This window comes from Mycoplasma collis ATCC 35278, from assembly GCF_000701825.1.
Lineage (GTDB): Bacteria > Bacillota_I > Bacilli_A > Mycoplasmatales > Metamycoplasmataceae > Mesomycoplasma_A > Mesomycoplasma_A collis.
In genome coordinates this window covers 35,811-57,117 of the sequence record NZ_JNJY01000002.1, presented here as the reverse complement: position 1 = coordinate 57,117, position 21,307 = coordinate 35,811, and the positions used below count along the sequence as shown (strand labels likewise).

The 21,307-nt window shown below is 22.4% G+C and carries 16 protein-coding genes and 1 tRNA gene; 10 read left to right on the top strand and 7 right to left on the bottom strand.

Annotated elements, in window-relative coordinates:
- Positions 1–89 precede the first annotated feature (89 nt).
- The 3 genes from T403_RS0100880 to T403_RS0100870 all read left to right on the top strand — a co-directional run bounded on the left by T403_RS0100880 (position 90) and on the right by T403_RS0100870 (position 2,666).
- Positions 90–1,844: an MAG1210 family protein gene (locus T403_RS0100880; RefSeq protein ID WP_033160932.1), complete on the top strand. Its 1,755-nt coding sequence runs from the start codon at positions 90–92 to the stop codon at positions 1,842–1,844.
- A 23-nt stretch (positions 1,845–1,867) separates the two neighbouring features.
- Complete coding sequence (locus tag T403_RS0100875) at positions 1,868–2,527, top strand: LemA family protein (RefSeq protein ID WP_033160931.1); 660 nt, start codon at positions 1,868–1,870, stop codon at positions 2,525–2,527.
- A 52-nt stretch (positions 2,528–2,579) separates the two neighbouring features.
- A tRNA-Leu gene (locus T403_RS0100870) sits at positions 2,580–2,666 on the top strand.
- Positions 2,667–2,726: 60 nt separating this feature from the next.
- Here the strand turns inward: T403_RS0100870 and rnr are convergent.
- The 3 genes from rnr to asnA all read right to left on the bottom strand — a co-directional run bounded on the left by rnr (position 2,727) and on the right by asnA (position 6,120).
- Positions 2,727–4,796 (bottom strand): ribonuclease R, encoded by a 2,070-nt coding sequence (rnr, locus tag T403_RS0100865; protein WP_051619026.1) that lies wholly within the window; start codon positions 4,794–4,796, stop codon positions 2,727–2,729.
- Positions 4,797–4,799: 3 nt separating this feature from the next.
- Entirely contained in the window at positions 4,800–5,030 is a 231-nt protein-coding gene (secG, locus tag T403_RS0100860) for a preprotein translocase subunit SecG (RefSeq protein ID WP_033160930.1), read from the bottom strand.
- Between the two features lie 106 nt (positions 5,031–5,136).
- Positions 5,137–6,120 carry an aspartate--ammonia ligase gene (asnA, locus tag T403_RS0100855; protein ID WP_033160929.1) on the bottom strand — a complete coding sequence of 328 codons (984 nt, stop codon included), beginning with the start codon at positions 6,118–6,120 and terminating at the stop codon, positions 5,137–5,139.
- 135 nt (positions 6,121–6,255) lie between these two features.
- Here asnA and T403_RS0100850 point away from each other — a divergent pair, with 135 nt between their 5' ends.
- The 3 genes from T403_RS0100850 to metG are packed head-to-tail and all read left to right on the top strand — an operon-like array spanning position 6,256 to position 9,585.
- On the top strand, positions 6,256–7,263 hold the full coding sequence (locus T403_RS0100850) for a nicotinate phosphoribosyltransferase (RefSeq protein WP_033160928.1): 1,008 nt from the start codon (positions 6,256–6,258) through the stop codon (positions 7,261–7,263).
- Positions 7,256–8,032 (top strand): tRNA1(Val) (adenine(37)-N6)-methyltransferase, encoded by a 777-nt coding sequence (locus tag T403_RS0100845; protein ID WP_033160927.1) that lies wholly within the window; start codon positions 7,256–7,258, stop codon positions 8,030–8,032. Before T403_RS0100850 ends, T403_RS0100845 begins: the two co-directional genes overlap by 8 nt.
- Positions 8,033–8,034: 2 nt before the next feature.
- The gene (gene metG, locus T403_RS0100840) at positions 8,035–9,585 is read left to right on the top strand and encodes a methionine--tRNA ligase (RefSeq protein WP_033160926.1); all 1,551 of its coding nucleotides are present in this window, start codon (positions 8,035–8,037) and stop codon (positions 9,583–9,585) included.
- Here metG and T403_RS0100835 read toward each other — a convergent pair.
- The 4 genes from T403_RS0100835 to T403_RS0100820 form a co-directional block, all read right to left on the bottom strand.
- Entirely contained in the window at positions 9,578–9,973 is a 396-nt protein-coding gene (locus T403_RS0100835; protein ID WP_033160925.1) for an MAG1140 family protein, read from the bottom strand. The genes metG and T403_RS0100835 overlap by 8 nt on opposite strands.
- On the bottom strand, positions 9,957–11,975 hold the full coding sequence (locus tag T403_RS0100830; protein ID WP_033160924.1) for an Mbov_0121 family peptidase domain-containing ABC transporter: 2,019 nt from the start codon (positions 11,973–11,975) through the stop codon (positions 9,957–9,959). Before T403_RS0100830 ends, T403_RS0100835 begins: the two co-directional genes overlap by 17 nt.
- Positions 11,976–12,165: 190 nt before the next feature.
- Positions 12,166–12,624 (bottom strand): NanQ anomerase/TabA/YiaL family protein, encoded by a 459-nt coding sequence (locus T403_RS0100825; RefSeq protein WP_033160923.1) that lies wholly within the window; start codon positions 12,622–12,624, stop codon positions 12,166–12,168.
- Between the two features lie 73 nt (positions 12,625–12,697).
- Positions 12,698–13,639, bottom strand: a complete 942-nt coding sequence (locus T403_RS0100820) for an L-lactate dehydrogenase (protein ID WP_033160922.1) — start codon at positions 13,637–13,639, stop codon at positions 12,698–12,700.
- Between the two features lie 170 nt (positions 13,640–13,809).
- Here T403_RS0100820 and T403_RS0100815 point away from each other — a divergent pair, with 170 nt between their 5' ends.
- The 4 genes from T403_RS0100815 (at position 13,810) to mip (ending at position 21,307) form a co-directional block, all read left to right on the top strand.
- Complete coding sequence (locus T403_RS0100815) at positions 13,810–14,616, top strand: MAG0110 family membrane protein (RefSeq protein WP_033160921.1); 807 nt, start codon at positions 13,810–13,812, stop codon at positions 14,614–14,616.
- A 130-nt stretch (positions 14,617–14,746) separates the two neighbouring features.
- On the top strand, positions 14,747–16,261 hold the full coding sequence (locus T403_RS0100810; RefSeq protein ID WP_033160963.1) for an amidohydrolase: 1,515 nt from the start codon (positions 14,747–14,749) through the stop codon (positions 16,259–16,261).
- Positions 16,262–16,520: 259 nt separating this feature from the next.
- Entirely contained in the window at positions 16,521–18,869 is a 2,349-nt protein-coding gene (locus tag T403_RS0100805; RefSeq protein ID WP_051619024.1) for a putative immunoglobulin-blocking virulence protein, read from the top strand.
- 8 nt (positions 18,870–18,877) lie between these two features.
- Positions 18,878–21,307, top strand: coding sequence for an Ig-specific serine endopeptidase MIP (gene mip / locus T403_RS04130; protein WP_036429421.1), 2,430 nt, complete (start codon positions 18,878–18,880; stop codon positions 21,305–21,307).

Here is a 21,307-nt window from a genome sequence, read left to right as displayed (position 1 = left end):
CTAAATAATTTTTACTATTTTATTAGTTAAATTTATTATTTTTTTTTAATAAAATATTATAATTTTAAAACAAATAAAAAAGGAGAAAAATGGAAAATAAAATTAAAAATAACGCAATTCATGATTGAGTAGATGAATTTAAAAATAAATATGAAAATTTGCATTATAAAAATGTTGAAAATAAATTTAACGAAATTATAAAAGAATCTAAAATTGATGTTGAAGATAACATTAAAAAAAATAATATTTTAGATAAAAAAAGAATTCAATTTGAAAAAACAAACTCTAAAATTAATATCTTAAAAAAAACTATGATGGTTTTTTTAATTTTAATTGTAGTTCCGATTATTTTTATTATGTTTTACGCATCTAATATAATAGTTTCTACACTTTCATTAGTTTTATCTATTTTAGCTTTAATTTTATTTATAGGATTAGAAATTTGATTTTTTATACTTTTGAATAAAAGTAAAACACTTGATGCTAAATTATCTTTAGAGATAAAAGAATTAGAAAACTACTTAATTAATCAAACAAATTATTTAAATAGTTTATTAAATGTTGATATACCTTTTGATCTATTTAAAAAATCATTTAATTTTTTAAAATTTGATGATTATTTCTCTGCTGAAAAATTAGGTTATATAAAAGAAAAATTTGATTTTCGATTTGATGATTTTTCACAGGATAATAGAACAGTATTAGGAACCTACACAGGAGAAATACACGGTAATCCATTTTTAGTTGTTGAAGAATTAGAACAAACAATTCGTGATAAAGTATATGAAGGATGAATATCAGTTAGTGTTCGTAAAAAAAATAGAACTGTAGTTGAACATTTAACAGCCACTTTAGTTAGACCTGCTCCATTTTATTCTAGAAATAAATATATTATGTTTGCATCTAACGCAGCTCCTGATTTATCTTTTACAAAAAAAGCTAAATTTGCACATTTAGATATTGCTGAAAATCCAAAATCATTTTTTAAAAAAGCAAAAAAATCTTTAAAAAAACATATTGAAAACAACCCTTCATTTACTATGATAGGTAATGAGGAATTTGAATCAATTTTTCAAGCATGAGATAGAGATAATGAAACTCAATATAGATTATTATTCACTCCTTTAGCTCAACAAAAAATGACTAAATTATTATTAGATGATAATGTAGGATATGGAGATGATTTTAATTTTCATAAAATAGAAAAATGAAATATAATTCAAGCTGAGCACTTGGATAAAATTGATTTTCATTTAGATCCGGATTTTTTCCATGATTATAATGTAAATAAAATTAAAACAAGATTTTATAATTATAATAACGAATATTTTAGAGCTTTATATTTTAGTTTTGCACCACTTTTCACAATTCCTTTATATCAACAAATTAAAACAAAAGATTATATTTACAATACTAAATTTAATAATTTTTATAGTGAATATGAGCATGAAAGTATTGCTAATAAAATTCAAAGATCAATATTTAAAAACACTAAATCAAATACCCCTTTAATTTTAAAAACTAATTTTATACAAAGTAATGATGAATATAGTGATCAAATAAATGTTACATCGCATGGTTTTAAAGCGATTGAAAAAATAGAATATGTTCCAGTAATGGATAGTGAAGGTGATATTCATAGTGTTCCTGTTAAATGATATGATTATATTCCTACTAAAGATAATGCATCAATCGAGTTAAATGGAACAAGACACAGTCAAGAAAATAAAGAAAAATATAAATTAAGATTAGAAAGCTTAAAAAATGAAATGAATAATAAAAATTTAGTAAAAAAAGTTTTTGCTTTAAATAATTTTATTGTTAAAATTATAAATAATAAATAGTAAATTTAATATTAAGGAGAAACATGGCAAACGAATTAAACGAATTAGATCAAACTACTATTAACAATGAAGGAAGAAGTGTTCATGTTGTTAATAAACAATTACCTGTTGAAGTTTCTAAAAGAACATTAATATTTTTTGATATTGTTTTATGAGTTTTATTTATTATTCCAGGTTTAGTTTTTTTATTTAAAAAAATGAAAGCCGAAGCTCATTTAAAGCAGTTACAACAAAAAATTCAATATAATGCATCACAAATTGATAATTACCAAGAACAAAGATTTCATATTTTAGAAAATGCAGCAAGGCTTGTGGAAAAATCTGTTAATCTAGATAAAGAAGTAATGTTAAACATTGCTAAATTAAGAACTGGAGCACAAAGCAGTGATCGTAATGTTGTTTCAACAAACTTAGATGGTTTAGCTAATCAAATGAGACTAACATTTGAAGCATATCCAGAATTAAAATCACAATATGTGATTTCAGACGCTTTAGAGCAAAACAATTACCTTCAAAAAGAAATTACAGCAGCTCGTGAACTTTACAATGATACTGTATTTAAATGAAACAGCGATATTAATGAATGATATGCAAAAAGAATAGTTGCATTTAAAAGAGGGTATACCACTAGAATACCTTTTATCGCTTCAAAAGAAGTTAAAGAAAAAGTTCATTTCTTTTAAAAATTAAAAAATAAAATATAATTTAAGTAGATAGTTATATTTTATTTAATAAGCTCAGATGGTGAAATAGGTAGACACGCTAGATTGAGGTTCTAGTGCTAGAGATAGCATACGGGTTCAAGTCCCGTTCTGAGCACCATTGTTTTTCATAGGAACTCCAAAAAAATAAACCCCTCCGGGTAAAGGGGGTTTATTTTTTTTATAGCGCTAAAATAGCATTAATTTTTCCATTATATTTATCGATTGATTCGATTTTTATAAAAACATATTGACCAACTTTAAATAAATTTATTTCATTTTTTAATATAAGTTCATTTTCATCAACTTGGTAATTTTCACCAGGTAATGTAGAAATATGAACAAGGGCACTTGAAGAAGTTTCTAATTCTACAAAAAAACCAAACTTTTTAATACTCACAATTTGTGCCTTAAAAATTTCTTCTTTTTTATTGTCATAAAATTCAGCAGATTTCATAGCAAAAACATTTCTCTCAAGTTCAATTGCTTTTTGCTCGCTAACAGAATTAGCCGCTGCTACTGAAGGTAAAATTTCTTTAAAATAATTACTTTTATCTTTGTTTTTATCAAAAATTATTTCTCTAATAATTCGATGCAAAATAAGATCAGGATATCTTCTTATAGGGCTTGTAAAATGACTGTAAAATTTAGATGCAAGTCCAAAATGACCAATATTTTTTTCTGAATAAATTGCTTTATGCATTGTTCTTAAAAAATTAATTTTGATAAAATTATCAAATTTATAATTTTTAATTTTATTAATGCTATTTGCAAAATCAACTGGATCATCTGATGAATCAACTTTTACATTAATATCTAAAACTTGTAAAACATTATTTAATTGATTAATTTTTTCATCTGAAGGAGCTTCGTGAATTCTATAAATATTTGGAATATTTTTATTAAATAAAAATTCTGCAACATTCTCATTAGCTCTAACCATAAAATCTTCAATCATAGCCTCGCTTTTACCAGAATTTTTAATTAAAATATCGGCTGTTTTACCTCGATCATCTAAAATTAATTCTGGCTCTTGAACTGCAAAATCAATATATCCTTCATGATTTTTTTTATATCTAATAATTTGTGATAATTCATCAGCATTATTCAATAATTCATCAATTTCAAAATTAAAATTGTAATTTTTGGAATAATATTGATTAACTTTTTCATAAGTTAATCTAGCTTTAGAATTAATAATTGAAGGATAAATTTTAACTCATAAATTATTTCCATTTTGATCGATTTCACACTCCATAGTAATAGTTAATCTATCAACATTAGGATTTAATGAACAAATACCATTAGAAAGTTCAAAAGGAAGCATGGGAATAACTTTGTGTGGTAAATAAACAGATACACCTCTTTTTTTAGCTTCTAAATCAATTTGATCACCATCTTTTACATAATGACTTACATCAGCTATATGAACGCCTAAAATAAAAGTATTATTCTCAGTTTTTTTAATACTTATAGCATCATCAAAATCTTTTGTTTTTTCACCGTCAATTGTAACAATGGTTTCATTTCTTAAATCAATTCGATTTTTTAAATCATTTAAATTAACTTCGCTAGGAAGAGTTTTTGCATATGTTTCTATTTCTTTTGAAAAACTATTTGATAAATTTGATGAATCAATAGCAATTTCCATATCAACAAATTTTTCATTAAGTTTTCCTAATTTTTCTACTAAAGCAATTTTATAAAAATTATTTATTGTTTCTATTACTTTAATTTTAACAACATCATTTTCTTCAAATAAGTATTTTTTATTCCATTTAAATTTACCATTTATTTTTTTGTCTAAAGAAACAAAATCAAAATAAATGTCATTTTTTTCAATGTAGCCATAAAAATATTCATTAGCCCTAGTAATTATTTTATTAACAACCGCAATGTATTTTTTTTCAATTGCATTTTCTATAAATATACTAGCTGAAACTTCATCATTATTTAAAGCGTGATTTAAATATTTTTTAGGAATAAAATAAGATTCTTCATCTTTTTCAACAAAGCCATAACCTTTAAAATTAACTCTAATTTTTCCGTTAAAATCTTTAACTTTTTCTAAAATAAAATATTCATCATCTCTAGAAATAAAAATTTCATTATTACTTAAAGCTTTTCTTAAAAACCTAGAAAATTCAAGATTTTTATTTTTTGGAATTTTTAGTTCCCTTACTAAATCAAAATATTTATATTTTTTATTTGATAATTTATTTTTAATAATTTTTAAATCAAATGATTGCATATTTTAAAACAACCTGCTAATTAGAGTTAAAACCAATAATAAAAATCCGAAAAAAAACATAACTCATTTTATTATTTTTTTAAACCCTTTTTCTTTAGAAATTTTAAATAATTCCAAGTCAGATGAACCTACTAAAGCACCTGAAAAACCTTTAGAATCAGGTGACATTAAAAGGGAAACAATAATTATTACAACTGATACTAAAACTAAAATGACAATTAAAAAAACACTCATTTTTCTCCCTTTAAATAATTAAATATATTAATTAATTATAAATAAATTAATATAAAAAACAACAAATTGATTTATTAATAAAAAAAATTTGTTGTTAGTTATTAAATTATAAAATTTCAATTCCTTCTTTTTTCATTTTTTCTTTGTAATCTTTTGGTCAAAAACTTGATTGCACTTCACCAATATGTTTTTTCTCTAAAATAAACATAGAAACTCTTGATTGACCTATTCCACCACCAATTGTATAAGGAAGTTTTTTTTCTAAAATATTTTTATGATAAGGTGAAAAATTTGCTAATTCTTCTTTTGAATTAAATTTACTTTGACTTAAAATTGAATTTTCATCCACTCTAATTCCCATTGAAGATAATTCAATTGCTTTATTTAAAACATTTGAATAAACAATTAGATCACCATTTAAATTTCAATCATCATAATCAAAAGCTCTTAAAGAATGAATTAAACCTGATTTTAATTTGTGTCCAATTTGATAAATAAAAACAGCTTTTTTATCTTTAGCAATAGCACTTTCTCTTTCATTTATATTTAAATCAGGATACATATTTTCTAATTCTTGTGCAGAAATGAAAAAAACTTTATCTGCCAAATCATCAGTAAGTTGAGGATATTGTTTAACTATTTCTTTTTTAGTATTTTTCAGGGCTTCATAAATTTTATTAACAGTGTTTTTTAAAAAAACTAAGTTACGATCATTTTTATTAATAATTTTTTCTCAATCTCATTGATCAACATATAAAGAATGAATTTCATCAAATTCTTCTTCTCTTCTTACAGCGTTCATATCAGCATAAATTCCTTCATACTCTTTAAAATAATATTCTTTTAAAGCGTTTCTTTTTCATTTTGCTAATGAGTGAACTATTTCAAGCTCAACATCAGAGTTTTTAGAATAAAAACTTACTGCTTTTTCACCATTTAGCCCGTCATTTAACCCAGTTTCTTTAGCTAAAAAAAGTGGTGCCGTTACTCTTGTTAAATTTAATTTTTCCATTATATTTTCTTGGAAAATCTTTTTTAAATTTTGAATAGCTTTTTGAGTTTGTTTGATATTTAATTTTGATTTGTACATTTTTCCTTCTTTGACTTAACATAATTTATATAAAATTTAAATATAAAAATTTTAACACAAAATATTTTTAAGCTTATTTTTTTAATTGAATTTTAGTAAAATTATATAAACAAAAATAATTATATTGGGAGTAATATGACTAAAAAAAAATTAAGCTATTATGCAGCTAATTATTTTTTTAAAACTAAAAAAATAATTGAAAAATTTAATAAAGATTCAGTTATGACTTTACAATTTTTTCAAAGACATAATGATTCAATTTTAGGTGGAATGAATGAAGTTTTAAAACTTTTAAAAGAAAATACAGAAACTGATAAATATACTATTAAATATTTACCAGAAGGAACTATTATAAATGAAAAAGAAGTTGTTTTAGAACTTGAAGGAAAATATAAATATTTTGGTGTTTATGAAGGGGTTATTGATGGAATTTTAGCAAGAAATACTTCGATTGCAACAAATGCTAAAAGATGTATTGATGCGGCTAAAGGTAAAGAAATTATTTTCATGGGCGATCGTTTTGATCATTATTTAAACCAAGAAAATGATGGAATAGCTGTTGAATTAGCGGGAATTGATTCTCATTCAACTGACGCAGGTGCAAGAGGAGATAGTGCGAGAGTTTTTGGAAGCATTCCACATGCATTAATTCAAAACTTTGAAGGTGATTTAGTAAAAGTAATGCAATATTATTATGATTTATTTCCTGAAGATCCCTTAATTGCTTTAGTTGATTTTTCTAATGATGTTATTGTTGAATCATTAAAAGTTTTAAAACATTTTGGAAAAATTTTATATGGAGTAAGAGTTGATACTTCTAAAGCTGTCAAAGATAAAATGTTCAAAGAATCTGAAAATGAATATGGAGTTACTATAAATCAAATTAAAAGATTAAGAAAAGCACTGGATGAAAATGATGGTAAACATGTAAAAATTATTGTCTCTTCTGGATTTAATCCTGATAAAATAGCTGAATTTGAAAAAGCAAATGCCCCAGTTGATTCATACGGGGTTGGTGAGTATATGTTAAAAATTAATAATACTTTTAGCGCTGATGCTACTAAAGTAAATGGTAAAGAATTTGCAAAAGTAGGTAGAAAATATTCTTATAACCCTAAATTAATTGAATTAAAAAATGAATAAAACTAAAGATAAAATTATAAAAAATAGTTTAGGCTATGATAGTGATTTATATATATATCAAAATAAAAGCATGTTTAATTATTCAGTAGATACAATTTTACTAGGTAATTTTGTTAGCTTAAATCGCAAAATAAAAAATATGTTAGAAATAGGTACTAATAATGGTGCATTAGCTATTTTTGTTTCTGAAAGAAATCCTAATTTAAAAATAGATGCAGTTGAAATTCAAACAAAAGCAATTAAATTAGCTAAAAAAAATATTGAATTAAATAAAAAAAATAATATTTTTTTAATTAATGAAGATTTTAATGATTTTTATAAAAATCATGCTAAAAATCAATTAAAAAAATATGATTCAATAATTTGTAATCCTCCTTTTTATAAAATAGAAACAAATTTAAAAAAAAATAATGTTTCACAAGAGATGTTGATAGCAACCCACGAAATAAAATTAAATCTTGAACAAATAATTTCAGGAAGTGCTAAAATAATTGAGCAAAAAGGCTATTTATCATTAGTTTTACCTGTAGAAAGATTAGTAGATTGTATTTATTTATTAAAAAAATATAAATTTGAACCTAAAAGAATTCAAATGATTCATCCACGAGTTAATGAAAAAGCGATTTTGTTTTTAATTGAATCTAGATTTTTTTCAGGTTGAGGAACTCATTACGAACCAAATATTTATTTACACCCTTTAAATAAAAATTTACACACTTATACTAAAAAAGTGAAAAAATTATATAAACCAATAAAAATTAAGGAATAGTTATGCAAATTAAAAAAAAGACTTTTTTTATTACAAGCCCAATTTTTTATACTTCAGGCAACCTTCATATAGGTCATTTATACACTAATACTTTAGCATGAGTTATTAGAAATTACAAAACCTTAAATGGCTATGAAGCTAGATTTTTAACAGGTTCTGATGAACATGGTCAAAAAATACAAAAAAAAGCTTTAGAAGCTAATATGGAAACGAAAAAATATGTAGATCAACAAGTACAAAAATTTGTTGATTTATGAAATTTAGCTGAAATTGATTATGATTATTTTTCTCGTACAACCAATGAAAAACACAAAAAAATAGTCGCAAATATTTTTGAAAAATTATTGGAACAAAAAGTTATTTTTAAATCTAAATATAAAGGTTTATATTCTATAAGTTCAGAAGAATTTTTAACAACTAATCAAGCATTAGAAAAAAATGGTAAATATTTTCATCCTACAAGTCAAGATGAATTAGTAGAAATAGAAGAAGAGACATATTTTTTCAAAATGTCAAAATTTGAAAAATGGTTAATTGATTATTGAAAAGAAAAAAATGATTTAATTTTTCCAAAACAAATAATTACAGAATTGTTAAATAATTTTATTGAAAAAAAATTAGAAGATTTATCTGTAACTAGAATTTCATTTGATTGAGGAATTAAGGTTCCATCTGATAAAAAACACGTAATTTATGTTTGATTAGACGCTTTATTTAATTATATTAGTGCACTAAATTATGGCTTAACAAACAATGATGATTATTTAAAATTTTGGGAAAATGGTGATGAAAAAGTTCACTTACTTGGTAAAGAAATCTCAAGGTTTCATTGTATATATTGACCAATATTCTTAAAAGCTTTAGACATTCCACAACCTAGCAAAATAATTGTGCATGGTTTGATAAATGATGCACAAGGAAGAAAAATGTCTAAAAGCTTAAATAATGTTATAGATCCAATTGATTTATTAAAAAAATATGGACCTGAAGTTGTTAAATTTTATTTAAGTACACAATTATCAATAACATCTGATTCTAAATTTGATGAAGAACATTTAAAAAGTGTATACAATTCACAACTTTCAAATAATTATGGTAATTTATTTTCTAGAACATTGGCTATGATCGAACAGTCATTTAGCGAAAGAAATGTAAAATTTAAAGAAAATTTATTAACACAAGCTGAAAATACAATATTCGAAAGTATTTTAAATACAAAAAATAAATTTATTAATGAAATGGATGAATTTTTAATTTCAAAAGCTTTTAAAGAGGTTTTTGAACTTTCTAAACAATTAAACGGTTATATTGATTTAACAATGCCATGAACATTAAAAAATAATTTAGAAAGATTGGAAGTTATTTTAAATACTTTATTAAATGGAATTTATGCTTTAAGTGTATTTTTAAGTATTATTTTCACTAATAAAATAAAAGAAATAAAATCACAGCTACAAATTGATGAAATTACTTTAAAAAACATTGGAAATTGAAATATATTTGACAAAATAAAAATTAAAAAAGGAAATGTTTTATTTGAAAGAATTATTTAAAAATAAATTCGAAAATATTACTTGTTTTTTCTATTAAAATCCCGCCTGTTATTTTTGTATTAGGCTGGATTTTTAAATTTTTAAATTTTAACAGTGAAACATTAAAAATATCACTTTCAATATTTTTTATTTCTCTAATTTTTAAAAAAATATCCTCATTATTTTTTGAAAATTTTTTATCAATAATAATAGGAGTGTTTCTGTTGATTTTATAATAAATTTCTGAATTAATTTCAAAATTTAATTCTTTTTTTTCGTTTATTTTAATTTCGACAAAAACAATTTTTTTATGTTCCAATTTATACAAAAAAAATAAAACTAAAATAAAAACGATTGTTGTAAGAAAAATGAAAAAAATTAAAATTTTAAAGTTATAATTTTTTGACATTTATAATTCTTGAATCTTTCAATAGTTTTTTGGAATGGGATACTTCGATAAAAATTGCATCATTTTGAAAATCGTTTATTAAAAATTTTAATATTTCAAAATTTTCATTTGAAATATTTTCAAAAGCTTCATCTAATAAAATCAAATCATATTTTTGATTAAATAGTTTAAGTAAAAAAATTATTTGTTTTTGTCCTAGTGAAAAATTACTTCAATCATCTTTAATCATTTGATTTAAGTTAATATTTCACTTTTCTAATAATTCAGCCATTTTATAATACTGAATGTTTTGAAAAAATGTTTTATATTTATTTGGATTTTTTTCTGTTATAAAATCAATAACAGAAACATTAATTGAAGGAATTGAATTAGAAATATATAAAATTTTTTTCCTTAATTCATTTTTATCTAAAAATTCTAAATCTAAATTATTAAATTTTAAACCTTTTTCTATTTCTAAATCTAAATTTAAAATTTTCAATAAAGTACTTTTTCCACTTCCGTTATTTCCTATAACAACACAATTATCATGTATTTCTAATTTATTTATTTTTAGACTTGTTTTTATATTGTTGTATTTATAATCAATATTTTCTAATTTTAAAAAGTTGATTTTTTCTAAATTATTTTCACCATTGTTTTCTTTAGGTAAAAATAAAATAAATTTTAACATTTCATAATCATTAATAAAAATAGGATAAGAAAGAATTAAATCAGTTAAATTATTTAATGGATTTAAAAAATTGGAAATAAATGTTATAAATAAAAGCATTGTGCCAATTTCTATTTGTTTATTTAAAACAAACAAACTAGAAATAAAAATACTAATTATTGGTAAAAATTCGGTAATTAAATTTTTAAAATTTTGGAAAAAATAACTTACTTTTCAAACAAAATTCTCTTGTTTCTTAAAATTTTCAATTTTATTTTTTAAGTTAAAATTTAATAATTTATATACATCATTATTTTTTAGTTTCCCTATATTTTTTACAATATCAAACAAACTTGAATTTAATTCACTACTTTTTTTACTCAAATCATTATATTTTGAGTTTATAAATTTCTTATAAAAATAACTTGCTAAAATAAAAATTATTCCAACAGAAAAGGTTAATAAAAAAAGATATTTATTAATATAAAATAAAATTATTGTAGAAAAAATAAAACTAATTAAGTCTCCGAAAAATATATATAAAAATTTTGAACAATAAGATGAAAAATTAGAAATCAATGAAAATCTTTTTATATAATCAGATATTTCTAATTTTATTAATTGAGAATTTTGTGAGTTTTTTAATGAAAACAAAAAATTTTCTAAAATTTTATTTTCAATACTATCTTGTAATTTTTTAATGTAAATATTTTTTATTAAATTTTGAATAAATTTAAAAATAAAAATCCAGCTAAAAAGTATTGTAATTTTTATTAAAAGGTTTTTATCATTAAAAGGCAAAATTTTTTCGACTACATTTTTTAAAAAAAAAGCACTTGCAAAATGCAAAATTGAAACAATAAAAATTGAAAAAAATAAAAAATAATGCTCTTTTTCATTTATAAAATTAAAAATTCAATTTTTTTGAAATTTAACATTTGGATTGAATATTTTATTTGGAAAAATTATTATGTTAATAAACATTTTTTCAAAATCATCTATTTTAATTTTTCTATTTCCAATCAACGGATCTGCTATATAAAAAAAATTTTTATCTTTGCTTTTTAAAATTATATAATGATTAACATCTTTTTCGTTAATTAGTAAAATTACTGGTTGTTCTAATTTTTCATTTTTTAAAGTTTCAAAATCTATATTATAAGCTTCAAGTTCTATGCCTCATTTAATTGCTAAATGTTGTAAATTTTTGATAACTATTCCATCATTATCAAAAAAAGCTGTTTTTTTTAATTCTGAAATTGGAATTCATTTTTTATTGTAATGATAAAAAAGTGATTGAAAAACAACTAAGCCACAATCCTTTACATCATTTTGTTTTTTGATCTTCATATTATTTAATAGATTTTTTTTAAAAAAAGATCAATAAAAAAAATAATATAAGAAAAATAAATTTTAAAAAAATTTTTTAATATAAAAAAACAAAATTAAAATATGTATTTTTTAAAAAAACTATATATAAAAATACTCCCACATTTTAATTTTAAAATGTAAGAGTACTAAAAATAAATTTATTTTAAAATTAGTTCATTTTTATCTTAAAAATAAGTTTAGAAACATTTCTATTAGCTTCTACTATTTTTGGTCCATGAGCTTCTAGAGGAAAAAAGAATACAAATTCATTACTGTTTAATTTCATTGATATTCTTTGGGTTGTTAAATGAAATAACTTCATTTCGATATTAGGATCATATTCTTTATAAACAGAATTTAGTTCTTCTTTTTGAGCATAATAAATAGTTTCTTTTGGATCAACCACTATATGTAAATCAGCATATTTATGATGTATTTCATATAAACCATTTTCTAAAGAATATCCTTCAAGAGGAGCTTTTACTACGAATAATTCATCACCATCAATTAAAGTTTTTCCTTCTTTAATTGTTTCAAGTGAATTATTTTTAATTCAGTTAATTGCTTTATCTAAATTAGGATGGATGTTTTTATAACGTTCTAAATTACTTAATTTATCTAAAATCATATAACTCCTTTATAAATTAACAATTAATCATAAAAGAAAAATACCAAAAACGGTATTTTTACTTAATATTATTTTATCATTTAACAATATCAATTGATTTTTTAATTACATCAATAGAATTGTCAAATTTAGCTTTTTCTTTAGAATTTAAATCAATTTCAAGAACTCTTTCAATTCCTTCAGCACCTAAAATAGCTGGTACACCTGCAACAACGTCGTTATAACCATATTCACCTTTTAGTAATACACCAACTGGTAAAACTATTTTTGCATCTGCTTGAATTGATCTAACTATTTTAGCTAAACAAGCTCCAATTCCTCAAAATGTAGCTCTTTTTCTTTCAATAATTTTATAAGCTTTTCTAGAAACTGGATATTCCACTTCTTGCTCGTAGTTTTCAGCATTTATTTTTGCAACGTTTTCAAATTTTGAAAATGGCAATCCTGCAATTCTAAACCCTGAAAAGTTTACTAATGAAGAATCTCCGTGTTCTCCTAAAACATATGCCTCAACACTATCTGTGGAAACTCCAGTTCTTTGTGATAATAAAAATCTTAATCTTGAAGTATCTAGAATTGTTCCAGAACCAATAACTTTTTTAGGATCGAATCCTGTTTCTTTAATATAAACTCAAGTAATAATATCAACTGGATTTGAAGCAATAATAGTAATTCCTTTAAACCCATTTGCTTTAACTTGTCTTGCTATATTTCTCATAACTTCAGCGTTATCTTTAACCATTTCCAATCTAGTTTCACCTGGTTTTTGTGGTCTACCTGCAGTTATAACAATAAAATCAGCATCTTTTACATCTTTGTAATCAGCTGCATAAACTTTGTATGGTCTAACAGATGGAAAAATAACATCTTCAAAGTCTAAAACATTCCCATCTCTTGGGCCTTCAAATTGGTCAATTAGTCCATATTCTGCAGCTAATCCTTGATTAATGCTAGAGTATACAAAAGCTGTTCCAACAGCGCCTGTTCCTATTAAAATAATTTTTGTTGATTTCATAATAATTCCTTTCAATTTTTTTATTAAAAATCAAAAAAATTATTTCACTTTTATTAAAAGTTTTCAAATTAATAAATTATTTAGTTCTTTTAAATTTAAAAAATTAAATTTATTTTTTCTTTTTTTTATTTTTTTGAAGTTTAAATTTTATAAAGTGATATAATGCAAATATGAATTCAGTAAATTTTTGAGCAAAATCATTTAAACAAACTTTTTCAAAAGAAGAAAAACTTTTGAAAAACAGAATGTTAGCTTATTCACTTGGATGATTTTCATTAGGTTTAACAATTACATTTTTATTTAACTTTATCATTTTAGCAACTAGTCCTATTTTCAATGCTTATACATCATTAATTGGAAGATTATTTTCAAGTAGTATTACAACTATTTTCTTTCTCATTATAACTTTTGTATTTGAAATAGCTTTATTGACATATATATCAAGGGTTAGAATTCGTAAAAAACTTATAAATATAATATTAGCTTATTTTGCTTTTATATTAGTACATACTTTTCTAATTCCAATGTTTATAATTTTTTCTTATCATTATTCACTTATATCAGAAAATGGTTTAAATTTTGTAACTAGATTATTTATTGCTTTATTAGTTCCTACTATTTCTATTGCTATTTTTGGATTTTTAGGATATTTTAATGTTATTGATTTTTCTAAATTAATGCCTTTTGCAATTTTGGGTTCAATAGTAATTATAATTATGGCACTAATTAGTTATTTTATTTCTTATAATACTATTTTTACAATAATTTCTGTAATAAGTATTTTAATTGCTTGAATATATATAGGATTTGGGTTTCAACAAATATCAAATCAAGCTAATTTCATTCTTCAACAAGATATGTCGATCGAAGAGAAAAAAAGACAAATGCTTAAACACTCTATTTATTGAGGGTTGTGAATTTTAATGATGTTTATTAAAATATTTATTAATATGCTAAGATTAACACAAAAAAATTAAAATAACTTGCTAATATGCAAGTTTTTTTATTTTATTTTTTTAATAATATATAAATTGTAAACTTAGTAAAGTTTGTATTTTGAAAATAAAAATAACAATTAAATTTATTTGTAAAGTTTATAATTTAATTATGAAAGCATATATTAATGGAAAAATTTGAATTGAAAAAAATAATTTTAAACAAGCTTTTATTGTTAAAGGGCAAAAAATATTTTTTGTAGGTACAAATGAAGAAGTTTTAAGTTATAAACTTAAAACAATAATTGATTTAAATAAAAAATTAGTTTTACCTGGTTTGATGGATAGTCATGTGCATTTTTATTTTGCAGCTAAATATGATTCATATTTAGATTTATCACAAGTTAAAAATCATAAAGAATTAATTGAACAAATTTTAAAATTTCAAAAAAAACATAATTTTAAAGAGGATGATGTTTTGATTGGGTATGATTGACATGAAACTCAATTTGAAGAGAAAACCATTTTTTCTAAAGATTTACTTGATGAACATTTTCCAAATATTTCAATATTTTTATGAAGAAAATCATATCATTCAGCATTTGCTAATACTCATGCATTAAAAAGATTAGGTATTTATTATAAAAATGCCAAATATGAAAAAAGCTATATTGAATTAGATGATAATAAAATGCCAACAGGTTTTTTAAAAGAAAAAATTTGTTACAAAGTTGATGATTTAATTTCAGAAGAAAGAAATATTCAATATAAAAAAGATTTTTTAAAGTCAATAAAATTAGCTAATAATTTGGGAATAACAGGTATTTTTACTTGCGATTTAAGAAATGATAATTGAAAAAAAGATTTAAAAACTTTTGAAGAGATTAATAATAAAAATAAATTATCACTTGAAGTTGCTCATCAGTTATGATTAACTGAAGATAAATGATTAGATGATTTTTTAGTAAAATTACCTTCAGTTAAACTCAAGAAAAATAATCATAAATTAAGAGCAATAAAGGTTTTTGCTGATGGTGTTTTTACAAATAATACAATTAACTTAAAAAATGAAAATAAAATTGATCACTTGTTTATTGATAAAGATAACTTTAGTAATTTTGTAAAAAAAATTAATTCACATAATTTAAGTGTTGTTTCTCATTCTATTGGGGATTTAACAAGTGAAATTGTAGTAAAAAATTATGCAAAATCTGATAAAAATAATATCAATAGAAATGGGCTAATTCATAGTGATGTTATGAATGATGAGCTTATAAATTTAATTAAAAAAAATAATATTTATTTATCACTACAACCTTGTTTTTTAAATAAAGATATGAATTTAGAAAATAACTTAGAAATTTCTCCATATAAAAAAATGTTTAAAAATAAATTAAATATATCATTTGGAACTGATTGAAAAGTTTGTGATCTAAATCCATGAAAAAACATTTTTTGAGCAATAAATCATCCAATAAAGGAACATAGAATAAAATTATATCAAGCTCTAGAAGCATACACACTAGGCACTGCAAAATATATGAAAATTGATAATAAAGTTGGAAAGATAGAAAAAAATTATTATGCTAATTTCATTATTTTAGAAAAAAATATTTTTAAAATTAATAAAAAAGATATAAGTGATGCAAAAGTTATTGCAACATTTTTTAGAGGAAAAAAAGTTTAAAAATAAAAACTATAACTATAATTAAAGATTTTTATCATTAACCTATAATTATATCATAATAATTTTAAAAAGTCATTTTTTAGCAAAAATATACGATTAAAAAAATAAATTTCAAATAAATATCTTTTTTTTTTTTTTGTGTTAAACTTTTAAAATATTAATAAATAATATATAAAAATAATAATATATTCATTAATAATTTTTATGGTTAATAATTATCAAATATTTATTATTTTATATATTTATATAGAGGTTAAAAATGAAAATATTAAAAGTTAAAAAAAATAGAAATGCTCTTATTATTGTAACTACAATAGCAACTGTAGTTACTTTATCATCTTTTACATATTATTCATTTACATCTATTAATTCAAAAAATCTTTTTTTAGATTTAAAACAAGATAATTTTCGAAATTTTAAACCTATTGATTTAAAAATTAATAAAGATTTTAATGATGCTAATCAAAAAATAAAAGATAGTATTACAGATATTAATTTAAAAAATTTACCAGATGATAGACAAAAAGAAATAATTAATGTTGAATTAGAAAAACAAAAAATTGAGGAAATAACACCTATTGAAAAAGAAAAGCCAGAATTACCTCCTATTAAAAAAGAAGAGCCTAAAACACCGCCAGTAGATATTGATTTTAACGATATAGAACTTAAACCTGGAGAAGTAAAACAACAATTGGAATTTGAAGGCTTAAATATAAATGCAATTGTTAAACCACAACCTGAAAGAAAAATTTCAGAATATGATAAAACAAATAAATTAAATAATAGGATTGAATATATTGCAATAACTACACCTGATTTAATTAGTATTGAAGTTACTGAAGAAATTAGACAAAAAAATATTACTAACGCTGTAAAAGATTTAAAAACCAATTTAGTCCCATCAATTCTAGAAAGTATTCAAACAGAAGATACTCCGACTTATTCATTAGAAGATGCAGTAGGTGGAAATGCTACAAATTTTTATACTTCTATTGTAGAAAAATATAAAAGATTAATTGATGGACCTAATTTACAACACTTTCTTGTTGATGGCTTTACGATGGCTGATGTTGAAAAATTAAGACAAAAAAGAGATGAAAAACTAAAAAAACTTGAAGAACATAAAAAAAATAATCCAGGCGCTTGTTATTATGGACCTGGCTGCTACGAAGGAAATGTTAAAGGAGCTAAGGAAGCTTTTTATTTAAGAGTTATTGTTAAATTAGATCAAAGTAAATTTAATAAATTAACTGAAAAAACAGAAAAAGAATTACGTGAAGGTTATGTCATTGATCAAGATAATTCTAATGTTTATATTGATGAAAATGGTGCATTAGATTCTTTCACTAAAACACCGATTATAAATGCAACACAAACAACTTACGCACGTGATAATAGTGAAAAAAGAGCTTTTGGTTATTCAGATTATTATGGAAGATCTCCCGATTCTATTTCTAGCGGTAAAATCCCTGGATGAACTGATACTGATGTTACCCAATCTGCAGAATATCAAAAATATAATGTTTCAAATAGTGATGGAATTCAAATTCAAAAATTAACAAGAGATAAAAAATCAGATCAATTTAGAAATGAAGGAATAAGAGTAATAATTGATGCTTCTAATCCAAGTGGTTATCAAAAAACATTAAAACTAATTCAAGAATTAAAAGCCGATAATAAAGAAATTACTTCATATCAAATTAAAAATATGGGTAAAAATGATGCTAATCAAAAATTTAAAGAAATTTTAGAGGCTCTTCCTGATAAATTGCCACAATTAGAATTATTTTTTATCACCACAAATACTTCTTCATTAATAGCGTTAGAAAATAAAGAAATTGATGAACTTGGAATATTTACAGTTGGAACCCCGGGAAAAGCATTAGATGATGATTATAGTATTAATCCATTAGCTTTAAGAAATGTAGCTTGAGTTAACACAATTGATTATAATGCTTCTTCTTCATTTGGAAATAATCCAAACATCGCTTCAAGAATTGTTTTTGATTCATTAGCTTTCGAAAATGATGATTATAAAGAAAATGAATCTGATCCTTATAAAAGAATTAATGACGGTTTAAGATTAGCTTATTGAGTTAGAAATAATGAAAAAGTTTTTCAAGGAGGTTTTGGTCCAGGACTTAAACCTGATCATGATGAACAAAATAATAGTTACCCACAAGGTTTAGATTTATCAAGAGTGAAAAAACTTAAATCATTAAAAGGATTAAAATTCCATGATGAACAAAAAACATCGAATGCTAAATCAAGGAAATTAAGAAGATTAGTTTTATATAATGATAATTCAGCATTTGAAATATCAATTGCAGAATTAAATCAATCTAATTTTGCTTCTGTTTTAGTAACAGAACAACCTCAAATGCCAAAAACAAAAATTTTATTTAGCAATGGTAATATAACAAATAAACTTAAAATTACTAATAGCGAAAATGTAACTTTAACTTCAGAAGGAATAAGTAATTTAAATGTTTTTCTAGAATATGCAGAAAGTATTCAGAAAAAAATTGTTGTTGATGATATAAATGTTAAAAATAGTTTAAATGGCTTTAGCGTTACTGTTGAAGATAAAGAATTAGAAACTACATAGGTGATAAAATGAAAAAAAAATTACTTTTACTTACAAATTTATTAACAATAACGCCTTTTAGCATTATTGCATGTTCAAATAATCAAACTAATCCTGAACCAAGTTTGCCTAACCCTAATCCAATAAACATTAATCCAAATCCAATTACTGAAAAAATAAATTTTTCATTTACAAATGATTTTGGACAAGTTGTAGATAAAGCTGAATTATATGCAGGAGATATAAAAGTCGCTAATGTTAAAGCTAGTTCAGAATCAATACAAATAGTTAATATTATTTATGATCAAGATGCAAATGGTAATTCTATTTCCAATTTAACTGGAAAATTAACAATTGTTTATAGAGATAAAAATTCTAATGTAAACAAACAATTAGAAGTTAGCGACTTTAAAAAGAATTTTATAAATGCGGGAAGTAGTGGGGTTATCCAATCAAATATAACCGATTCTGTAAGTTTAAATTCAGAAGAATTAAAAAAATGAAAAGATGCTTCTTTAAAAGATAGATATAAATTAAGTTCACCTAAATATTTAAACGTTTTAAAAAATCAATTAACAGCTAATGGCCAAGTTGATCTTAAAGAGATTAGGAAAAATACAACAATTACTGATGCTAAAAAAGAAGAATTTAATCAAAAAGCAGATAAATTAAATATTGATAACTGAGATGATTTATATCTAAAAGGTTTTAGCGTTCCTAATTATGATGATGCAGGGAATTTTAAAGGATTAAAAATTAAAGAGGGAAGCGGAATAGTTGTAGGTCCTTCCTGAGTAGATGCAAGAAATAGGGATAATCATAAACTTTCAGGACTAGCAAGAATGCTTGTTTCAGAAGAATATAAAACAGCAGCACTTCAAACTTTAAGTATTACTATTTCAAATAAAGATACAAATGATCCAAATACTTCATCTCAAGAAACTGGAACAATGTGAATTTTAGATTATGAAATTCCTAAAGATAGTTCAAAATACCCTACTAAATGATATTTTGCAACTAATTTACACGTAGCTAAAAAATTCAATGAAAGTACATCTTCAATTTTTTTAAGATGACTTAAACCAGAAAGGGCTAATTTATTTACTAAATATAAAATTGTCGAGCAAGATGATTCGTTTTATCGTAAAGGATTTGAAATTAAAAATAGCACAACAAATGAAAAAGCAGTAAAAGTTGTTTATGAAGCAAAAGATTATTTAAATGCTAATTATGGTGAATATTTAGAAACTGAACAAAAAACTAAAATTTTAAATATTTTAAAATATAAAAAAGTTTTAAATTTGATTATATCTAATTTAAATAATTATTTATCTTCTCAAAATATAGAAAATAATGAAGATAAAAAACAAAAATTAATAAGAGAAAAAATAGAAAATATTGATAATTCATTAAAAAATTGAAATATTGCAAATATTACAAACGATATTGATGAATTAAAAATGAAAATTAATAATTTTAGTAGTTCTATTGATGTAAATACTGATAATATTACAGTGCAGAGTGAAATTCAAGAATCAGCTGAATTTGCTGTTATCGAAATCGATTTTAGTAAATTAAATACTAATGAAGTAGGAGAAGGAAAATTCGCTAAAGATTTTTATGAATTAGCCAAATTAGTTACTAATGATTATTATAATAATAAAGATAAACACATTAAATTTTTAGCAAAAACTTATTTAGAAGATTATAGTCAAATTCAAGATAAAATTTATACAAATGAGCAAAATCAAAATTATAATGAAAATCATGATAATTTATTTGTAGTTGGATATCCAAGAGCTGATGAAGATTACTTTTTAGATCAGTATAAAGATTCAGCACAATTAGAAAAAGAAAAAGCAAGCTATTCATTATGAACTAATGCGGATTATAGATTATATGAGCAAAGTCAAGAAGATGAAAATAGTTTAAGTAAAGATGCTGAAAATAAAAAGAAAAATTCTAACAATAATTTATCATATAATATTGGTTATAGATCTTTTATCGATAAACCAGGAATTAGCGATTTATTTATTTCTGTTCCTAAAAATAGGAATTTTTTATATGAACACAATGATGGTAATTCTTATTTAGCATCTGGACTTAATTATGTGATTAGACAATATTCGCCATTTGGAGGAGCATCAGGATCATCTGTTAGAAATCAAAATAATGAATTAGTGGGAATTTATCATACAAGTGCAAATCAAACAGCGAAAACAGGATTAGCTACAGCTTTTAGATCAAACGGTTATAATTATGATGGTTTATTTGGAACATATAATCTTCCTCAATATGATCTTATTTATGGAGGAGGAAAAGACCAAAAATCCTCTTATCGTGAAGCTTTGAAAGAACTTTATAAAAACTCTGATTTTAAAACAAATTTATTCCCTAACGGTTTAGATAAAATTGATGATAAATTTAAATTTAACAATGAAAAGAAAGATAAACAATAA